Origin of the sequence: Paenibacillus camerounensis (assembly GCF_000723885.1) — a bacterium.
Lineage (GTDB): Bacteria > Bacillota > Bacilli > Paenibacillales > Paenibacillaceae > Paenibacillus_AQ > Paenibacillus_AQ camerounensis.
The window spans coordinates 1-18911 of record NZ_CCDG010000098.1 but is presented as its reverse complement, the minus strand read 5'-3'; the positions used below and the strand labels follow the sequence as shown (position 1 = coordinate 18911).

At 53.6% G+C, this 18911-nt stretch carries 14 protein-coding genes and 1 riboswitch; of the genes, 7 read left to right on the top strand and 7 right to left on the bottom strand.

From position 1 onward, the window contains the following. Window positions 1-98: 98 nt before the first annotated feature. The 4 genes from BN3772_RS28170 to BN3772_RS28155 are packed head-to-tail and all read right to left on the bottom strand — an operon-like array spanning window position 99 to window position 3912. Window positions 99-1172, bottom strand: a complete 1074-nt coding sequence (locus BN3772_RS28170) for an ABC transporter substrate-binding protein (protein WP_042203761.1) — start codon at window positions 1170-1172, stop codon at window positions 99-101. Beyond that, window positions 1169-1996 carry an ABC transporter permease gene (locus tag BN3772_RS28165; protein ID WP_042203760.1) on the bottom strand — a complete coding sequence of 276 codons (828 nt, stop codon included), beginning with the start codon at window positions 1994-1996 and terminating at the stop codon, window positions 1169-1171. Before BN3772_RS28165 ends, BN3772_RS28170 begins: the two co-directional genes overlap by 4 nt. Next, window positions 1986-2798, bottom strand: a complete 813-nt coding sequence (locus BN3772_RS28160; protein WP_042203759.1) for an ABC transporter permease — start codon at window positions 2796-2798, stop codon at window positions 1986-1988. The genes BN3772_RS28165 and BN3772_RS28160 overlap by 11 nt, the downstream gene beginning before the upstream one ends. After that, on the bottom strand, window positions 2788-3912 hold the full coding sequence (locus tag BN3772_RS28155; RefSeq protein ID WP_209443717.1) for an ABC transporter ATP-binding protein: 1125 nt from the start codon (window positions 3910-3912) through the stop codon (window positions 2788-2790). Before BN3772_RS28155 ends, BN3772_RS28160 begins: the two co-directional genes overlap by 11 nt. Window positions 3913-4206: 294 nt before the next feature. Here BN3772_RS28155 and BN3772_RS28150 point away from each other — a divergent pair, with 294 nt between their 5' ends. Beyond that, entirely contained in the window at window positions 4207-5307 is a 1101-nt protein-coding gene (locus tag BN3772_RS28150) for an FUSC family protein (RefSeq protein ID WP_052380737.1), read from the top strand. 250 nt (window positions 5308-5557) lie between these two features. Further along, window positions 5558-5649: riboswitch (cyclic di-GMP riboswitch) on the top strand. A 33-nt stretch (window positions 5650-5682) separates the two neighbouring features. After that, entirely contained in the window at window positions 5683-7566 is a 1884-nt protein-coding gene (locus BN3772_RS28145; RefSeq protein WP_086074804.1) for a flagellar assembly protein A, read from the top strand. Window positions 7567-7628: 62 nt separating this feature from the next. On the opposite strand, the gene BN3772_RS28140 is transcribed toward BN3772_RS28145, so the two are convergent. Then, window positions 7629-8549 (bottom strand): DMT family transporter, encoded by a 921-nt coding sequence (locus BN3772_RS28140; RefSeq protein WP_042203756.1) that lies wholly within the window; start codon window positions 8547-8549, stop codon window positions 7629-7631. A 97-nt stretch (window positions 8550-8646) separates the two neighbouring features. Here BN3772_RS28140 and BN3772_RS28135 point away from each other — a divergent pair, with 97 nt between their 5' ends. Together BN3772_RS28135 and BN3772_RS28130 are read left to right on the top strand one after the other, a co-directional pair. Continuing rightward, window positions 8647-9555, top strand: a complete 909-nt coding sequence (locus BN3772_RS28135; RefSeq protein WP_042203754.1) for a LysR family transcriptional regulator — start codon at window positions 8647-8649, stop codon at window positions 9553-9555. Between the two features lie 5 nt (window positions 9556-9560). After that, window positions 9561-10523 (top strand): aldo/keto reductase, encoded by a 963-nt coding sequence (locus BN3772_RS28130; protein WP_042203753.1) that lies wholly within the window; start codon window positions 9561-9563, stop codon window positions 10521-10523. Window positions 10524-10611: 88 nt separating this feature from the next. Here BN3772_RS28130 and hcp read toward each other — a convergent pair whose 3' ends face one another. Beyond that, the gene (gene hcp, locus BN3772_RS28125; protein WP_042203766.1) at window positions 10612-12255 is read right to left on the bottom strand and encodes a hydroxylamine reductase; all 1644 of its coding nucleotides are present in this window, start codon (window positions 12253-12255) and stop codon (window positions 10612-10614) included. Between the two features lie 155 nt (window positions 12256-12410). Between hcp and BN3772_RS28120 the strand changes: the two genes are divergently transcribed. Beyond that, window positions 12411-13118, top strand: a complete 708-nt coding sequence (locus BN3772_RS28120) for a Crp/Fnr family transcriptional regulator (RefSeq protein WP_042203752.1) — start codon at window positions 12411-12413, stop codon at window positions 13116-13118. Between the two features lie 78 nt (window positions 13119-13196). Beyond that, the gene (locus tag BN3772_RS28115; RefSeq protein WP_042203751.1) at window positions 13197-13589 is read left to right on the top strand and encodes a RidA family protein; all 393 of its coding nucleotides are present in this window, start codon (window positions 13197-13199) and stop codon (window positions 13587-13589) included. A gap of 102 nt (window positions 13590-13691) precedes the next feature. On the opposite strand, the gene BN3772_RS28110 is transcribed toward BN3772_RS28115, so the two are convergent. After that, window positions 13692-16646: an ABC transporter substrate binding protein gene (locus BN3772_RS28110; protein WP_052380736.1), complete on the bottom strand. Its 2955-nt coding sequence runs from the start codon at window positions 16644-16646 to the stop codon at window positions 13692-13694. Between the two features lie 401 nt (window positions 16647-17047). Here BN3772_RS28110 and BN3772_RS28105 point away from each other — a divergent pair, with 401 nt between their 5' ends. Next, window positions 17048-18025 (top strand): LacI family DNA-binding transcriptional regulator, encoded by a 978-nt coding sequence (locus BN3772_RS28105; RefSeq protein ID WP_042203749.1) that lies wholly within the window; start codon window positions 17048-17050, stop codon window positions 18023-18025. Window positions 18026-18911: the final 886 nt, after the last annotated feature.

The following is an 18911-nucleotide window of genomic DNA, read 5'->3' as shown; positions in this document are numbered from 1 at the left end:
CCAGCCCGCAAACACCTGCAGCCTCCAAACCAAACAGGCGCCTGGCTACGGTTATACCGCAGCCAGGCGCCTGTTAATCCAGCTATACTATACATTCCTTATTTCTTGTTCATCTTAAATTTCAGGAACAGCTCGTTGTAATGGGCGAGCATCCGCTTGCCGAGGTTGTCGTAGACCTCCAGGCGGTCGGTGATTTCGGCGGGCGGGTAGAAGCGTTCGTCGCCGGAGATATCCTCCGGCAGCAGCGCCAGTCCGGGAACGTTCGGAGTGGAGTATCCCACGTATTCGGCGTTCTGGGCTGCAACTTCAGGGCGGAGCATGAAGTTGATGAACTGGTGCGCCCCCTCTACATTGGCTGCTGTCTTCGGAATGACCATGTTGTCGAACCATTTGTTCGACCCTTCCTCAGGTACTACATAGTCAAGCTTGTCGTTCTCGTCCATAATCTCGGATGCATCACCGGACCAGACGATCCCGACCGCCGCCTCTTCATTAGCCAGCAGCATCTTGATCTCGTCACCGACGATAGCCTTAACGTTAGGCGAGAGCTTGTTCAGCTTGGACAACGCCTCCTGCAGATGATCCTCGTTGGTATCGTTGACCGAATAATGCAGGCTGTTCAGCGCCATGCCCATTACCTCGCGGGCCCCGTCCACCAGGAAGATGTCATTGTTCAGCCTGCTGTCCCACAGGGAGTTCCAGCTGCTGAAATCAATATCTCCTGTCATCTCCGGGTTATAAATAATGCCCACTGTTCCCCAGAAATAAGGGACCGAGTACATATTACCCGGATCGAAGGACAGATCCATGAACCTGGAATCCACATTTTCCAGGTTCGGAATCTTGCTGTGATCCAGCGGCAGCAGCAGGTTCTCCTCACGCATCTTGGCGATGGCATAGTCGGATGGCACAACAACGTCAAAGACTGTTCCGCCCTGCTCCACCTTGGTCAGCATTGCTTCATTGGAATCAAAGGTCTGGTAGATGACCGTGATTCCGGTCTCCTCCTGGAACTGCTCCAGCAGATCAGGATCGACATAATCGCCCCAGTTGTAGATCGTCAGCGTATTGCCCCCAGTATATCCTTCGGCCGAGTTCAGGCGCATTGCAAGGAACATCAGACCGAAGGCAACCAGCAGAATGGCCAGAAAAGCATTTGCCAGCTGTTTCATCTCGGCACCCCCGCTTCCGCTACAGGCTCCGCTACAGCAGCGGACGGCTTGCTCTTGCGCTGATTCAGGAAGTAGTAGCCGACGACCAGCAGAATGGTAAAGAGGAAGATCAGGGTAGACAGCGCATTGATCGACAGCGATACCCCCTGCCGGGCCCGGGAATAGATTTCGACGGGGAGTGTGGCGTAGCCATTGCCCGTTACGAAGAACGTTACTGCAAAGTCATCCAGGGAATAAGTCAGCGCCATAAAGAATCCGCTGAAGATCCCCGGCTTGATGATCGGCAGAATAACCTTGGTCAGTACACTCATCCGGCTTGCCCCGAGGTCGCGGGCGGCATCAGTCAGTGTCGGGCTCATCTCCTGCAGATGCGGCAGAATCATCAGCACGGCAATCGGAATGCTGAACGCCACATGGGAGAGCAGTACCGAGGTGAAGCCGAGCTGGATACCGGCAATCGTGAACAGGATCAGGAACGATGCACCGATGATGACGTCCGGGCTTACGATCAGGACGTTATTCAGCGAGAGCAAGGCGTTCTTTGAACGCCGTCTGCGGCTGCGGTGAATCGCCAGTGCCCCTATAACGGCAATCAAGGTGGCAATCGACGAAGAGAGCAGCGCAATAACAAGCGTGTTGATTACGATAATGATCAGTCGTGTATCCTGCAGCACCTCACGGTAATAATCGAGCGTGAAGCCCTCGAACTTATGCATCGTGCCGCCGCTGTTGAATGAATAGTACATCAGATAGAAAATGGGTGCATACAGGACAACAAAGACCAGCACCAGATATATATTAGCGATTCCGTTTTTATTTTTCATGCCGCACCCCTTTCCGTGAGCTGCCGGTCAGAAGCATGAACAGCGCCATAATTACGATCAGGAACACGGCAACCGTCGAGCCCATGCCCCAGTCCTGCGTAACAAGAAAGTGCTGTTCTATGGCGGTACCCAGCGTAATGACCCGGTTGCCGGCAATCAGGCGTGTAATCATAAACAGCGACAGCGCCGGAATAAATACCGCCATACAGCCGGAGCGTACCCCGGAGATCGTCAGCGGAAAAATAACCCTGCGGAACGTCGTCCACCCGGAAGCGCCGAGATCACGGGCAGCGTCTACAAGGGACAGATTCAGCTCCTCGAGGGCACTGTAGATCGGCAAAATCATAAACGGAATGAAGATGTACACCGATACAAACACAAAGCTGAACCCGGTGAACAAAATCTGCTGCTCCCCGATTCCCAGGACATCGAACAGGCTGTTAACCGGCCCGAAGGTGCCAAAAATCCCGATGAACGCATACGTCTTCAGCAGCAGGTTGATCCAGGTTGGCAGGATGATCAGCAGCAGCCACAGCTGTTTATGCTTCGTGCGGGTCAGCAGATAGGCTGCCGGGTACGCAACAAGCAGCGAAAATGCTGTAATCAGGAACGCATACCAGAAGGAGTTCAGCATCATTTTCATATATACCGGTGTAAAGAAGTTCACGTAGTTATCCAGTGTAAGCTTCCCGTCCAGATCAAACAGCGAATAGTAAATAATCAGCAGCACCGGCGCGATGACGAATAAGGCAATCCAGAGGTAATAAGGGATGAGATAATACGACCGGCCCTTATTGGTCATGGCTCTCTACCTCGCCGTAAGCTTCCAGACGTCTGTCGAATTCTTCCTCCGTTTCGCCGAAGCGCATAACATGAATCGCTTCCGGGTCAAAATAAAGCCCGATCTCGCTGCCTACCTCCGCCTTACGGGTAGAGTGAACCAGCCATTCATGGCCGGATTCATCGTAGCAGCTGATTTCATAGTGCACCCCGCGGAACAGCTGGGAATCTACGCGCACCTTCAGCTTGCCCTGCTCAAGCGGGGAGATCTCCAGATCCTCCGGACGGATAACAATCTCCACTGCTTCATTCGGCCGCAGCCCGGCATCCAGACATTCAAACCGGCGGCCGCCCCATTCCACCAGATAATCCTCGATCATCACACCCGGTACAATATTCGACTCCCCGATGAAGTCGGCAACGAAGCGGTTAATCGGCTCATCGTATATATCATTTGGCGTACCGCTCTGCTCGATTTTCCCTTTGTTCATGACAAAGATCCAGTCCGACATCGCCAGCGCTTCCTCCTGGTCATGCGTGACGAAGATGAAGGTAATCCCCAGCCGCTGCTGCATTTCCCGCAAAATATACTGCATCTCGGTACGCAGCTTCAGATCAAGCGCAGACAGCGGCTCGTCCAGCAGCAGTACCTGCGGCTCGTTAACGATCGCCCGCGCAATCGCCACACGCTGTCTCTGGCCGCCGGACATTTCATTAATTGCACGCTGCTCATAGCCCACAAGGTTGACGAAACGCAGCGCTTCCTGCACCTTTTGGGTGATGACATCCTTTTTAAGCTTCTTGATGCGCAGTCCGAAGGCCACATTCTCGAACACATCCAGATGCGGAAACAGGGCATAATCCTGAAATACCGTATTGACCTGCCGCTCGTTGGCGGGAATGTGGTTGATCATTTTTCCGTTCAGATAAATAGAACCTTCCGTCGGCTCTGCAAAGCCGGCAATCAGACGCAGAATGGTCGTCTTGCCGCAGCCGGAGGGGCCAAGCAGTGTATAGAACTTGCCGCGTTCAATTTCGAAGCTGACGCCTTTTAACACGGCCTCCTCATCATCATACTGCTTAGTAACCTGGTCAAAAGAAATAATAGTGCCTTCCGGGGTAGCTATAGCCAACAACCTCCCTTACCTTATGTAATACAACCTATTTTACCCTCATCTCGCAGAGCGCAATCGGCGCCTTCCGGCGAAGAAACGCCGCACCGACAATTCCGCCCCTGCTTCGACAACATTTCATATTATATAGCATATCGGATCAATCCCATATATGCGATAACGTACAATGTAAAAACTCCGGCGGATTCTTAACAAGTTCGTAAAATATGGCCCCTGCACGCCCGTTTTGAAGTGCTATAATGAAAACGGCTGAAAACAGCCTGTAAATTCCTCCTTTTACGAAAGAAGATGACAAACATGAACGAGGGGTTACAAGACCGCCTTGAGAAATTTGGATTATCCCTTTATATGATACGGATTACGCTGGCCGCTTCACTGTCCTGGCTGGCTGTACACGGCCTTTACGGCGACCAGTATTTATACTTTGCACCGCTTGCTGCCATTCTCATTACACAGGGCACCGTTAAAGCCTCACTTGAAAAGGGGTGCTACCGGCTGCTCGGCATTGTGCTTGGCGGAGCGGTCAGCCTGATCGTAGGCCGCTTCCTGGACATAGGCATCGTCTCACTTCTGCTGATCCTGCTGATCGGCATCGGAGTTGCCACCGCCTGCCGGATAAATGTTCAGGCCGTTTCCCAGGTCGGGGTAACGTCGGTGCTCGCGCTTACCTTTTACCATGATCATTATGTTGTATGGAGACTCGCAGAGACGCTGATCGGCGTACTGATTGCCCTCCTGATTAATATGATTATCGTTCCGCCGAAGGGCTTCGATAAGGTGAAGGGTCTGGCTCTTGAAGGGAGCCTGCTGCTGGCTGATTCCCTAAGCGGACTTGCCGCAGGCGGCAAAGCCGGGGAACCGGCCAGCAGCACCCTGAAGCGCTCCTCCGCTCTGCTGGCGAAGAGCAGCAGCCTGCAGAAGGAGCTGCTGTACACTCTGTCACATTATCCTTGCCGTAAAGAAATGCACGGACTGGCCGAGGCTACGGCGCATCTGCAGAAGGTTCACTTCTATGTCCAAGAAATTGCGGAGGAGCTATCCCTGCTGCCTGCGCACTATGCCGCTTCTGACCGGATGAATGAGGTCATGGCAGCAACCGCTGACTGTATTGCACTCTACGGTGCTAGGACGCTGTCGAAAGCAGAAGCCGGACGCCCGCTTACGGAATCTGCGCGTCACGCCCGCGAGCTGCAGCTCTCCTGGTTCGCTGAGCTGCAGGGGCACTGTCCGCTCACAGCCATCCGCGATCTCGGCGCTGTGTTCTCCCATCTGAACCGTGTGCTTGATGTTATCGAGCAGGCCGGTTACGCAGCAGTTTCTGCTGCAGCCCTGCCGGCAAGAAGCGAAGCTGCCCGCAGTATCCCTCTTGTTAACAAAGGACTCTCCCACAAGCTGTAAGCGTAGGAGAGTCTTTTTTTTTGTAGTCCCGGTGTGCGGATTGGAGTTCAAGCCCCACTGCCGGCTGTTGCACCCTACTACGGCTGCGATTTTTTAGATAAAATCACAGTTGAAAACTTGCTGCACAAGTATTAAAATAAGGATTATTTGCAGCAACCACTAAAATCCAGTACTATAGTACCAGTTAAGAATTCTTTATTGTCGATCACGGTCGAATAAATGACCTCATGCTGAATGTTTATCTTCGTCTCATGTATAAAGGCAAACTGTCTGAAAGGGCAGGACGCAAAGCAATGGGCCTAATCATGCGCATTCGGCATTTATGGCTGCCAGGCTGCCGGTTTCTGATAATCGAAAAAAGAGAGGTTATAAACAATGCCGCATCACACTCTTGATCAGCCACGGCATGCGTTCAGCGCCATGCCTGCCTTCATTGCCGTCCATTCTCTTACTTCTACTCTCCCCTTCATACCGCCAATCGGATCTGCCGGGCATGAGGAGAAGAATGGAATGATTATCGTGCAGAATGACCAGATCTTTATTACTCCCCCTTTACCCGGCGGCAAAGCTGCCGTCATCTCTGCCATTCACCCCGTCGTGCTCAGAATTAACCGGACCAGAGCAACAGAGCCCGCCGCTATTACTTCATCTGACCAGCTGAGCTGGGAAATCAGCGAGAAGCCGCAGTACCAGATTACCGTTTCCGAAGACGGGCTCAGCGCCTATTTTACGCTCTACCGTGTAGAGAAGTATGCCTGGAAGCTGGTCAATTGCCCCGCTTCGGCCAAGGTATGTGTCCGGGCTGAGCCGAACTATGATCTGCTGCTCTCGAAGCTGACTGTGAACCAGATTGTAGCCGACCTATCCAAGAGCTCCTTCATCCCGAATCTAAACATTCCGGCCCTGTATGCAGAGCTGAATAATCCGACCTATCAGCCGGTCTGTATTGCTGTAGGCAAGGCCCCGCTCCCGGGCAAAAAAGGGCGGATTGAGCCGGAGGCAAGGCTGTCTTTAATAACAGAAGCGTTCAGCACAAGCGGAGCCTCCGGTCCACAGTCTGCAGCGGATTCTTCCGGAATGGGACCTTTCCGGGTACGGACAGGGGAGGTATTGGCCTGCAAGCTGCCCCCGGAAGAGGGAATGCCCGGGTACGATGTGTTCGGCGGTATCTTGCCCGCTCCGCAGCCGGAGGATATATCTCTTACATACTCCGGCTGCTGCCGGCTGCTGCCGAACGGGAAGATTGTCTCACAGCGCGAAGGCCGGCCGCGCTTTACGGGCTGGGATACCACGGCTATGCGTATTGATTTTCCGGAAACCTACGTCTTGCCGGACCATATGGATGCTGCTGAAAGGACCCTTATTTTCGCAGGGGATATCACAGCACCGCAGGGAATCGGGGAGCATTACACTATAGAAGCAATAGGGAACGTATACATCTCCGGTGACGTCCGTCATGCTGTGATAGCAGCCACCGGCAGCGTAATTATCCGCGGCAGGGTTACAGACAGCCACATTTACAGCGGTGAATGCGGGGCAAGACAGCACCGGCTGTATAAGTGCCCTGAACAGCTGATAGAGGAACTAAGCCTGCTACGGAATGCTGCCCGGCTGCTCGAGAGCAATCTTCGCTCCCGCCAGCAGCCGGTGAAATACGGGCTGGTCGTGCTGCACCTGCTTGAAGGTAAATACATCCATCTCCCCGGCATGCTGCGCGGACTGCAGGAGCTACTTGCCGGAGACGATCCGGCTGCTCCTATGGATACAAGGCAGCTGAAGTATATGCTGGAAATTTTTCTGCACCCCGGACAGTTCACGGAATTCATTAACGATGATGTAGTCGGCACCTTCCTGAATCTGCTGGAGGAACTCAGGGACGGAGTATTTCATATGCACGAGGGAAATGTGCGGATTAATATTGCCGGGGCAGAGGACAGTCTGCTCCAGTCGGGAGGCGACCTGCATATTCACGGGGAAGGCACTGTTAACACCACCCTGCGGGCAGCGGGTAATATCCGCTATATACCGGCAGATTCGGTATGCAGCGGCTCCACGGCCGAGGCGGGGCAATCCATTGTATTGCAGCAGGCCGGAGCGGCAGCAGGACAAAGATCACTGCTGACAGCAGGGCATAAAATCTCCGTCCGGCAAATCTCAGGCACCAGCATCCATATCGGGGGCTACAGCGCCGAGATTGATACTCCGGCGGGGGAGACCGTATTTACCGCCCAGAGCCTGCGGTTAAGAAATCAGGCTTAATGAACAGACAAGAGCCTGCAGTCTGCCTCCCGGGGCAATCTGCAGGCTCTTGTCTATCAAGGTCATCCCTCGCTGCGGCGCAGCTCTCCTCCTCCGCCCGGATGCTCCCTCCTGCTTCGCCCCAGCTTCACATTCACCAGGATAATGCTGCTGACGATTAGCAGCAGACCCGCGATCAGGTTAAGCGTAACATGCTCATGCAGGATCAGCACGCTTGAGCCGATTGATATCAGCGGAATCAGAAAAGTATACGAGCCTACCTTTCCCGCCTCTCCTTCATTAATGAGTTTAAAGTACACCATCCAGCCGAGTGCGATAACGAATACAGCGATAAACAGTGTATTCACAATAAAAGCGCTGCTCCAGGTAATGGCCGACCAGCTCTCTGTAACCGATCCGGCAGCCAGCAGGATCAGGCCCCCGAGCATAATCTGCATGGCAGTCAGCCACAGCATATCCACCCGGGCCGCATTCCGCTTCATATACACGGTGCCGAGGGCCCAGCACAGTGCGCTGGCCAGTGCCAGCAGCACTCCGGCTGCCGAGATGCTGCCGGTAAATCCGCCGATGCTAAGCGCTGCAACCCCGGAGAAGCCAAGCAGCAGGCCGAATATTTTCAGTCCGTACATGCTCTCTCCCAGCCAGATCCAGGCGAAGATGCCAAGCAGCACCGGCTGCAGAAAGACTATGGCCGAGAACAGGCCGGAGGGAACATATTGCAGGCCAATGGTCTGGAATCCGTAATAAAAGACAATGCTGAGCACAGCTGATGCCAGATAGACAGGCCACAGCCGCCGGAACTTAAGCTGCCTCCACCTTGGCAGTGCGGCTATAACCAGAATGATCCCGGCTATTACCGTTCGGATACCGGCGAACAGCAGCGGGGGCGCGTAGGTTAAGGCGATTTTGGACAGCGGCCAGTTGATGCCCCAGACAATCACCAGAAAAGTAAGCAGTATGACTGTTTTACTGCGTTGCGACATTGTGTTCACCTCTTGTTTCTTAGTCAATCCAAATGATACAATATCCGTATCCATAATTGAAATGCATTATTATCATGAGAGGCATACCATATTTGTTATGAACAATAACCAGATTCTTTTATTTGTCAAAATTGCCGAGACCGGCAGCTTCACCAAGGCCGGCCAGGAGCTGAACATGACCCAGCCGGCGGTCAGCCGGGCCATTTCCGCCCTGGAGACCGAGCTTGACGTCAAGCTGCTGCTGCGTGACCGCCGCAGCGGGCTGATGCTTACCGAGGTGGGCAAGCGTGTACTGATCATTTTCCGGGAAATTCTCGGCGGGTTCAACAAAGTGGAGCAGGAGGTCTCCGCAGAAAAGGGACTGGAGAAGGGCCTTATCAGGATCGGGGCTTTTCCGGTTGCCGCTGCGTACTTTGTACCGAAGATCATCCGTTCCATTACGGCCAGGTATCCCGGTATAGACATTTCTGTCCATGAGGGCTCGGTAGCTGAGGTGAAGGAGTGGCTGGAGACCCGCCAGATTGATGCCGGGCTGATTATTCCGCCGCTGGAGGAGTTCGAGACGATACCACTGTTCCGGGAGAAGCTCTATGCCGTGCTGCCTGAAGGCCATCCGCTGGGCCATAATAAGATTGTCCGCGTAAAGGATCTGGAGCAGGAGCCGATGATGATCTGCCGGGCCGGATACGAACCTCCGGTTATTGATCTGTTCAGACGCGCCGGCAGCGAGCTTAATGTAAAATATGTGGTCAACAGCTACAGTACGGCGCTGAACATGATTAAGGAGGGGCTGGCTGTCGGTGTGCTCTCAGAGCTTTCGCTGCTCGCACCGCCCGGCAACGTCATCGTCCGTGAGCTCTCACCGGATGCCCACCGCGATGTACATATTGCTGTCCATTCACTGGAGGAAGCCTCGATTGCAGTCAGGCTGCTGATTGATACCGCTTTGGAGCTGTTCGCGGAAGACGGCGGGCTGAACCCGTCACTAAACCATTCAAAGGAGTGACTGTCTTGAAATTTAACCGTTTAGGCAACAGCGGACTGCAGGTATCCGCCCTGGGCCTTGGAACCAATGCATTTGGCAAGCGGGCCGATGAAGATACCTCGATCAGGATTATCCATACCGCCCTGGATCAGGGCATCAGCTTCATAGACACTGCCAATATTTATGCCGGTACCGAATCAGAACGGATTATCGGGCTGGCGCTGGAAGGCAGACGCCAGAATGCCGTGCTGGCCACCAAAGCAGGCTTGCCGCGGGCTGACGGCAGCGGCGGCTCCTCACGCCGGCATCTGATGACGGAGCTGGAAGGCAGCCTTCGCCGCTTGAAGACGGATTATGTGGATCTGTACCAGATTCACACCTTCGATCCTTATACTCCGCTTGATGAGACACTGCGCACGCTTGATGATATGGTCTCCTCAGGTAAGGTCCGCTATATCGGTGCTTCCAACTATGCCGCCTGGGAGCTGATGAAGGCGCTGGGAATCAGCGAGGCGCGGGGCTATATGAAGTACACCTCGATCCAGTGCAGCTATTCACTGGCTGACCGCACGCCGGAGAACGAGCTGCTGCCGCTCTGTCTGGACCAGGGACTGGGCATCATCCCGTATTTCCCGCTTGCCGGCGGAATTCTGACCGGTAAATACAGCGGCGGGGCTCCGGCCGGTTCGCGCGCAGAGACCGATCCGAACTTCAGCCGTTTCCTCACTCCCGAGCGGATCGGGCTGGGCAACGAGGTTAGCCGGATAGCTGACGAGCTCGGCACCACACCTACCGCCCTGTCACTGGCCTGGCTAATGCACCAGCCAGCCGTATCCACCGTCATTGTAGGCGCCACGCGGCCGGAGCAGGTTGAGCAGAATTTGAACAGCGCCGCTTTGGGGCTGGACAAGCAGATACTGGAGCGTCTGGACCAAGCCAGCCGTCCGTTCCGCGGCGGCGAGCCGTTTGCATTCTACCGTCTGCCGTAAGAGCAGACGCCAAAAAAAGCCTATAGCTCCGCTCCGCCGGATTCCGGCCGGGGCTGCTATAGGCTTTTATACATAATTACACTATGAATTATACAACGGCCATGAACCGCTCCATATCCTCCTGAACCGTTGTAATGCCGCCGATACCGAAGTTGTCGACCAGCACCTTAGCCACGTTAGGCGACAGGAAGGCCGGCAGTGTAGGTCCGAGATGGATGTTCTTCACACCCAGATGCAGCAGGGCCAGAAGTACGATTACCGCTTTTTGCTCATACCAGGCAATGTTGTAGGCAATCGGCAGGTCGTTGATATCATCCAGGCCGAACACTTCCTTCAGCTTGAGGGCAATAACGACAAGGGAATAGGAATCATTGCACTGGCCGGCGTCGAGTACACGCGGAATTCCGCCGATTGCGCCGAGATCAAGCTTGTTATATTTATACTTCGCGCAGCCTGCAGTAAGAATAACGGTATCTCCCGGCAGCTCGGAAGCAAAGTCCGTGTAGTAATTACGGCTCTTCATCCGCCCGTCACAGCCTGCCATGACGAAGAACTGCTTGATTGCCCCTGTCTGCACCGCTTCAACCACCTGATCCGCCACATTCATAACCGCCGCATGTGCGAAGCCGCCGACAATTTCGCCGGTTTCAATCTCTGTCGGAGCAGCGCATTCCTTGGCCTGGGCGATAATCGCCGAGAAGTCCTTCTTGCCGTCTTCACCGGAAGGAACATGCTGTACACCCGGGAAGCCGGTATTGCCTGTCGTATACAGACGGTCTTTATAGCTGTCCTTAGGCGGTACGATGCAGTTCGTAGTCATCAGAATCGGACCATTGAAGCTGGCAAATTCCTCGTTCTGCTTCCACCAGGCGTTGCCGTAGTTGCCGACAAAATGGCTGTACTTCTTGAAAGCCGGATAATAGTGGGCCGGCAGCATTTCGCTGTGTGTATACACGTCCACCCCGGTACCTTCTGTCTGCTTCAGCAGCTCCTCCATGTCCTTCAGGTCATGCCCGCTGATCAGGATTCCCGGATTACGGCCTACACCAATGTTAACCTTGGTAATTTCAGGATTGCCGTATGTGGTTGTATTGGCCTGATCAAGCAGAGCCATGACATCCACACCGAATTTGCCGCATTCCAGAACCAGAGCGGTAAGCTCACCTGCACTCAGACTGTCATCCAGTGTCGCAGCAAGGCCCTTTTCCATAAAAGCATGCGAGCCGGCATCACCGAAGCCCAGCACTGCTGCATGCTCCATATAAGCCGCCATCCCCTTCAGCCCGTAAGTCAGCAGCTCCCGCAGGGACCGTACATCTTCATTTTCCGTTGCCAAAACACCTACCGTCTCCGACTTGGCAATCAGCTCTTCATCGGTTTCAGCGTTCCATACTGCCGCATCATGATCAGCAAACTCCGCTGCCGCCCCGGCCTGCTTCAGCCGGCTGCTCCACTGGTCACGCAATTGAAGTCCCGTCCGTACTCTGGATGTAAAGGCTTCGGGTACAAAATTCGCATTCGTTATTGTTGCAAACAGGCTCTCTATAATGAATTTATCGGTAACGGAGTCGGTCATGCCAAGCTCCCGGCCTTTGCGTGCGAAGATGGAGATTCCTTTAAGGGTATAAATCAGCAGGTCCTGAAGATTGGCTACCTCACTGGTCTTGCCGCACACCCCCTGAATGGTACAACCTGTTCCTTTCGCCGCTTCCTGACATTGAAAACAAAACATGCTGCTCACTTGGCGTTCACTCCCTCAATATTAGTATTGTCTCGCTGGCAGGGCACCGTTCGTCCCGCCTTTACAGTTACTGAATATTGTAGTAGACTTTCGCCATACAATCGGTAACGGATGTTACCGATTAAATTTAAATGTGGAGGAAGCCAATGACACCTGATACCGCCGTCCTGCAGTCCTGTCTGCTGTTCCGGGGCAAGTCCGCGGAAGAATTGGAGCTCCTCCTGCACAAAATGATCTATACGGTAGCCTCCTACCAGAAAAATATGCTGATCTTCTCTGAAGGGGATACTGCAGACCGGATCGGCATCATCCTCTCGGGGAGGGTGGAGGTACAGAAAACCCATCCAACCGGCAGCGGTGTGACCATTGCACATCTGAGTGCGGGACAGACCATCGGTGAAGCCGTGCTGTTCCGCAAGGAGAACCTCGTTCCGGCCACCGTCACGGCTACCGGCCCCTGCCTGATCATGTTTATCAGCAAGCAGGAGCTGCTGAGGCTCTTCTCTGCCGATACGGACATCCTGAACCGGTTTATTGAGAATCTGTCCGAACGGCTGGTGCTCGTTAACCGTAAAATCGAAATGCTGTCCGCAGGTCCCTTGCGGCGACGGATGATTCATTTTCTGCTGGAGCAGGCGGTGCAGCAGGGCTCGGACCTGATCCGCCTGCCGTTCAGCCGCAAGGAGTGGGCCGAGCATCTGAACACAGCCCGGCCGTCGCTCTCCCGCGAAATGGGGTATCTGCGCGATACAGGCTGGATACAGTTCAAGGGCAGCCGCATTACACTGCTCGACCGCAAGGCGATGCATGACTATATCCGCACTGACAGCCAGGATACCGGCCAGGATAAATAACCGTTTGATACACGTATAGAGGGATACACCGTGCCTGAAGGAAGCTAATGTGAACAAGAAAGCGGGGGAAGTACAGGAATGGAACGCAAGCAGGTATTTACAGGCTCACCCTGGGAATCATCCGTCGGCTACTGCCGGGCGCTAAGAATCGGGGACCGGATTGAGGTAGCCGGCACAACCGCTATGCAGAACGGGGAGGTTGCCTTTGCAGGCAATCCGTATGAACAGGCTAAATTTGTTCTGCAGACGATTGAACAGGCACTGAAAGATCTTGGCTCCGGCATGAATCACGTAGTCCGGACAAGAATGTATGTTACAGACATCTCACAATGGGAGGAATACGGCAGGGCACACGGCGAATTTTTCCGTGATATTCAGCCGGTTGCCACTATGGTTGAGGTTAAGGCGCTGATTGATCCGCAGCTGCTGATCGAGATTGAAGCAGAGGCGGTTATCCCGCAATCCCTGTAGAGCCGTCTCCTTAAGCAGCACTCTGAACTATATGTATGCACACAACACAAGGCTGCCGTCTCTGTACAAGAGTCGGCAGCCTTGCTGTCTAATCTAATGAAGTTAGCCCGCCCGTCTCTCCTTCACCCATTCTGCCACATCCTGCTGCGGGATCGGCTTGCTGATGAAGTAGCCCTGGATCTTGTCACAGCGGGTACGCTCCAGAAAAGCGAGCTGTTCCGGCGTCTCCACCCCTTCAGCGGTGACGCCCAGCCCCATATCGTGCCCGATAGTGACAATCGAACGGGCCAGCGACATGTTGTTAGGGGTATCAATGCTGTCGATGAACGATTTGTCGATTTTGAGTGTTGTAATCGGCAGCTGCTTCAAATAGCTGAGGGAGGAATAGCCTGTCCCGAAATCGTCGAGGGCAATGCCGATTCCCTTTGCCTTCAATGCCTCCAGCTTCGAGCTGATCTTCTCAAAAGACTCCATGAAGATCGACTCCGTAATCTCCAGCTCCAGGTATTCCGGGGGCAGTCCGGTCTCCTGCAGAATATCCAGCACCATATCCGTGAAATCCTCCAGCATCAGCTGAATTACAGAAATATTTACGGAGATATGGTAGCTTCCGCGGCTCTTTGCATTCAAATCTTTAATGAACCGGCAGGCAGTCCGGAGCACCCATTCCCCTATCGGGACAATGAGCCGGCAGTCCTCGGCAATTTTGATGAAGGACAGCGGTGATACAAAACCAAGCACCGGACTGTTCCAGCGGATCAGCGCCTCAAAACCCCAGATCTCGCCGGAAGCCGTGTCTACCAGCGGCTGATAATGCAGCGACAGCTCCTGATTGGAGATCGCGCTGCGCAGATATGTTTCGATGACCATCCGCTCGTCGAAATGCTGCTGCATATCCCGCCCATAGACGACATAGGTTCCTTTTCCCGCTTCCTTTGCCTTATACATCGCTATATCGGCGTTCTTCAGCAGCTCTTCCGCATTCCCCCCGTTCTCAGGATATTGTGCGATCCCGATACTGGTAGAGATATGGACAATGCTGGCCTGCAGCTCGAACGGTTCCTTGAAGCCCTGTACCAGGGATTCAGCATAGGCAATAACTTCACTGAAGCCTCTGTTGTCCCGGAACAGGATAACGAATTCATCTCCGCCGAACCGGAAATGCCTGCTGCGGCCATCCCCCAGCTTCAGCAGCCGTTCGCCTACTTTTACAAGCAGCTCGTCGCCAAAGGTATGCCCCAGTGTATCATTAATGTATTTAAAATTATCTATATCGAGAAAAAACAGGGCCGCATGCCCGCCCGCATGCTCTTTAATGAACTGCCCCAGCGCTTCTGCCAGCGACAGGCGGTTAGGGAGTCCGCTCAGCACATCATTATAGGCCAGCAGCCGGTACTTCTCCTCACTGGTCTGCAGCAGCGACTGGTTCTCCACCACCTTGTTATACTGCTCAAGCAGCTCATCCTGCAGTGCAGTAAGCTCCTCATAGGTGGATTCCAGCTCCTGATAACTCATCTGCAGCTTGCTCTCATAGCCCTTGCGGTCCGTCACATCAACCATAGAGCCGGCAAACCGGACGAAGCCGCCGCCGGAACTCCGCAGAACCTTGCCCCGGGCCTGGAACCATTTGTACTCCCCTGATTTGCTCTGAATCCTGAATTCACTATAGTAATAGGAGGTACGGCCTTCCAGATGATTAGCGCGCTGGCGGCTCTCCTCACCGGCATCCTCAGGGTGGATCAGCCCCATCCATCCGCCTTGGGCCTCGTTCACTTCATCCCGTTCGTATCCAAGCAGCTCATACCAGCTGTCCGAGAAATAATAGGTCATACTCGACATATCGACATCCCAGATTACCGCATCTGAGCCGTAGGTCGCCACCGCGAAGCGCTCATTGCTTTTCTCCAGATTGCTGCGTATCCTCTTCACAAGCTGTACATAGAACAGCAGGATCAGAATAAAGGACACCAGCACAGCAAATGCCGAAATAATACTCAGCACAAGCACCTTATACGTTTCGTAAAAAGAAAACGGCGTATTAATAACCTCGCTGCCCTCCGGCAGTTTTTTGACAGAGACTCCGAATCTCTGCAGTTCATTGTAATCAAAAACATCGCGGACGCTGCTGTTATCAACAACCGGTATATCATCCGCCTTTTCACCTTCCAGAATCCTTACAGCCAGTCCGGCCGCTGTCTGCCCCTGGATCATGCCGCTGATCAGGCTTCCGCCGAAGGCGCCGTGATTCAGGCCGAAATCATAGATATGGTATACCGGGACACTGCTGCTCCCACCCAGCTCTCCGGAAAAACGGTCAAACTCAACTGTACGCCCTGTCGAATCGCTATAGTATGTAGTCATAAGCACAATACTGTCAGATGAAAGATCCGATACCTGATCGAGAATTTCCTGTTTGGAGAGGCGGTTCATAGGATGCAGCTGCAGCGAGGGGTTCAGTGCTGAAAGCTGTTCCTTGACCATTGTTCCGGTGGACAGGCCGCTTTCCGTATTATCATATAAGATGTAGACATTGTTGATAAAGGGATTAATCTCCATCGCCATCTGGATCGTTTTGAGGGGGTTGATTTTTTCTATGACACCTGTAATATTGCCGGGATCCCCCAGGCTCTCCACCCCCAGCTCATTAATACCGCTGAAGATAATCGGCGCATTGTCCAGAATCTCCCCGCGGTACTTCAGCGCGAAGCTCAGCGCAGCATCATCCGTGGTCATAACCGCATCGATATGAACGGACTGATACTTCAGCTTGATAGTCTGATAGAAGTGCTTGAGATTGTCTTCGCCGGGGTAACGCTTCCAGTCCATATACTCACTGTAGATCAGCGGTTGTCCGGGTGCACTTTTAAGAGTCTGCTCAATCCCGGCTCCCTGCTCGTCCGTCCAGGCGAACCCTTTGTGATAGGAATGCAGCACCAGCACATTTGGCGGCGGCAGCTCTTCTGCACTTGCCGGTGCAGGCTGGCTGAACACTCCGCAGAGCAAAAATAACAGCACGAGCCATCTAAATCCCTTGAGATTGATATGTCTTACGTCCATGTTTACACTCCCATTCATCCATCTCAAAGTTAAAAAACGGAAGGCTTCGACAATAACTCATTTGGGTAAACCCCTTCCCCCATCCTCTTTTATCCGGGAAAATGTTAACTGCCGCTCAGTTCGGGACATGCTGCTTATGTATAGGCTTATGGGAGTGAATCAATTGTGCGGTGACGGTGACTTTCTTATATTTAATTATAGGGTGAAACACTAATTTTTGAAATAAAGAATAGCGTAAATTGTCAGATATATAGAACCAGAAAACATCCGGTAAACGGGATGATCAGCCGACTGCCAATAATAGGAATTAACAGTGAAGTAAAACGCCCCGTAAATAGACACCTGCCCCGGCAGCACGATAAAATGAAGCTGCTAAGAACCGCTCAGACAGGAGGCTTACCATGCCTACAATTAAAGACGTTGCGCTAAAAGCAGGCGTCTCGGTCACCACCGTCTCCCGGGTGCTGAATAACAGGGGATATTTAAGCGAGGAACTGAAGAAAAAGGTAGTTCAGGCCATGGACGAGCTGAACTACCGCCCCAATGAGCTGGCCCGCTCACTTAGCCGTTCCAGGTCCAATATTATTGGACTGATTATCCCCAGCGTGGCACATCCTTTTTTCGGGGAGCTTACCGGCTATATTGAGGAGCATGCCTATCATAGCGGCTGCAAGCTGCTGCTATGCAACTCACAGCAGGACAAGCAGAAGGAGCTGGAGTATATCGATATGCTGCGCGCCAGCCGGGTGGACGGGATCATTATGGGCAGCCACACGCTGGAGGTAGAGGCCTATCAGCAGATGAATCTGCCTCTGGTCAGCTTTGACCGGCAGATTTCGCCCGCTATCCCATACGTCTGCTCCGATAACTATCAGGGCGGCGTGCTGGCAACCCGGCTCTTGATTGAAAAGGGCTGCCGGCAGCTGGCCCATATCGGCGGACATCCCGGACTGAACATTTTGTCCGGACTCCGCTTTGAGGCGTTTGCCGCTACAGCGCAGGCGCAGCATATCCCGTATGCCCTGCTGCATACGGATGACAACAGCTTCGATGTCAAGGCCTACGAGCGGCTGCTCGCGCAGCTGTTCCGCGAGCAGCCCGGCACGGACGGCATCTTTGCCGGCAGCGACATCATCGCCGCCTATGCGCTCAAGGCCTGCCGGGAGCATGGCCGGCGGGTGCCGGAGGATGTGCGGATTGTCGGCTATGACGGCATCGCCCTGCGCAGCATGCTCGGGCCTGCACTCAGCACCATCCGCCAGCCGATCGAGGCTATGGGCAAGCTGGCCGTCGATCTGATCCTCCGCCAGGTGCACGGCGCTCCGGTCTCGGCACAATACGTGCTCCCGGTCGAGCTGGAGACAGGAGAGACGACCTGAGGGACAAGCGGAGCCCGGGTTAGGCGTTGGTGGCGGCGGGGCCGCGGGCGTGATGACGGCGGGACGTTGATGGCCGCGAGGCGTTGGTGACGGCGGGCGTGATGGCGGCGGGGCGTTGATGGCGGCGGGGCGTGATGGCGGCGAGGGGTTGATGACAGCGGGCGTAGATAGGTTGCTAATAATACCCGCTATTGATCAAATGCTACGCTTGAACGGGCCAGGTATCGTTCCAGCAGCTCACGGGAACGGCACTTTAGGGCGGAAGTAACCCAGTATTAGACACGTTGCTGTATATTTCGACAGCATACGATATTTAGTCGTTCACCTAGCAACCACTCCTAATAATTAGGAGTGGTCGCCTTAATAGCTGTGCTTCATTAATCTCTCCGTGATATGTCTGCAGACGTCTACACTTTAGTTAAAATGATAAACTCGCCGGATAGTTAAGTGGATTTTCGCAACCTAATTATCCAGACTCCCCCGGAATTTAGCGATTAAATGGAAAATGTCCAACTAATACCTAACATCCCCTTATTAAAAGGAAATTGGCGTCAAAATAAATGGCGAAAATCCAACTAATCCTGTTTTACGTCCAGAAATGCCGGTTTTAGGTGGCGAATTTCCACCTAAATTCTGGACAGTCAGGGCGTTGGCGGTACTTCTGAAGTATTAAAGAAGAATAGAGCCAGCCGTTTCCATTATTCATCTCAACCAATAAGACTCGGACACTGGCAGCTATTTCAAGGTCCAAAGCTCGTATAGTTAATCCGGCAGAAAACAAGAAATCCCTCTACACCCACTTTGTCGGGTAAAAAGGGACTCTTTCAACATAAACACGGTGTACGGTGTACGGTGTACGGTGTACGGTTACTGTTACTGTTACTGT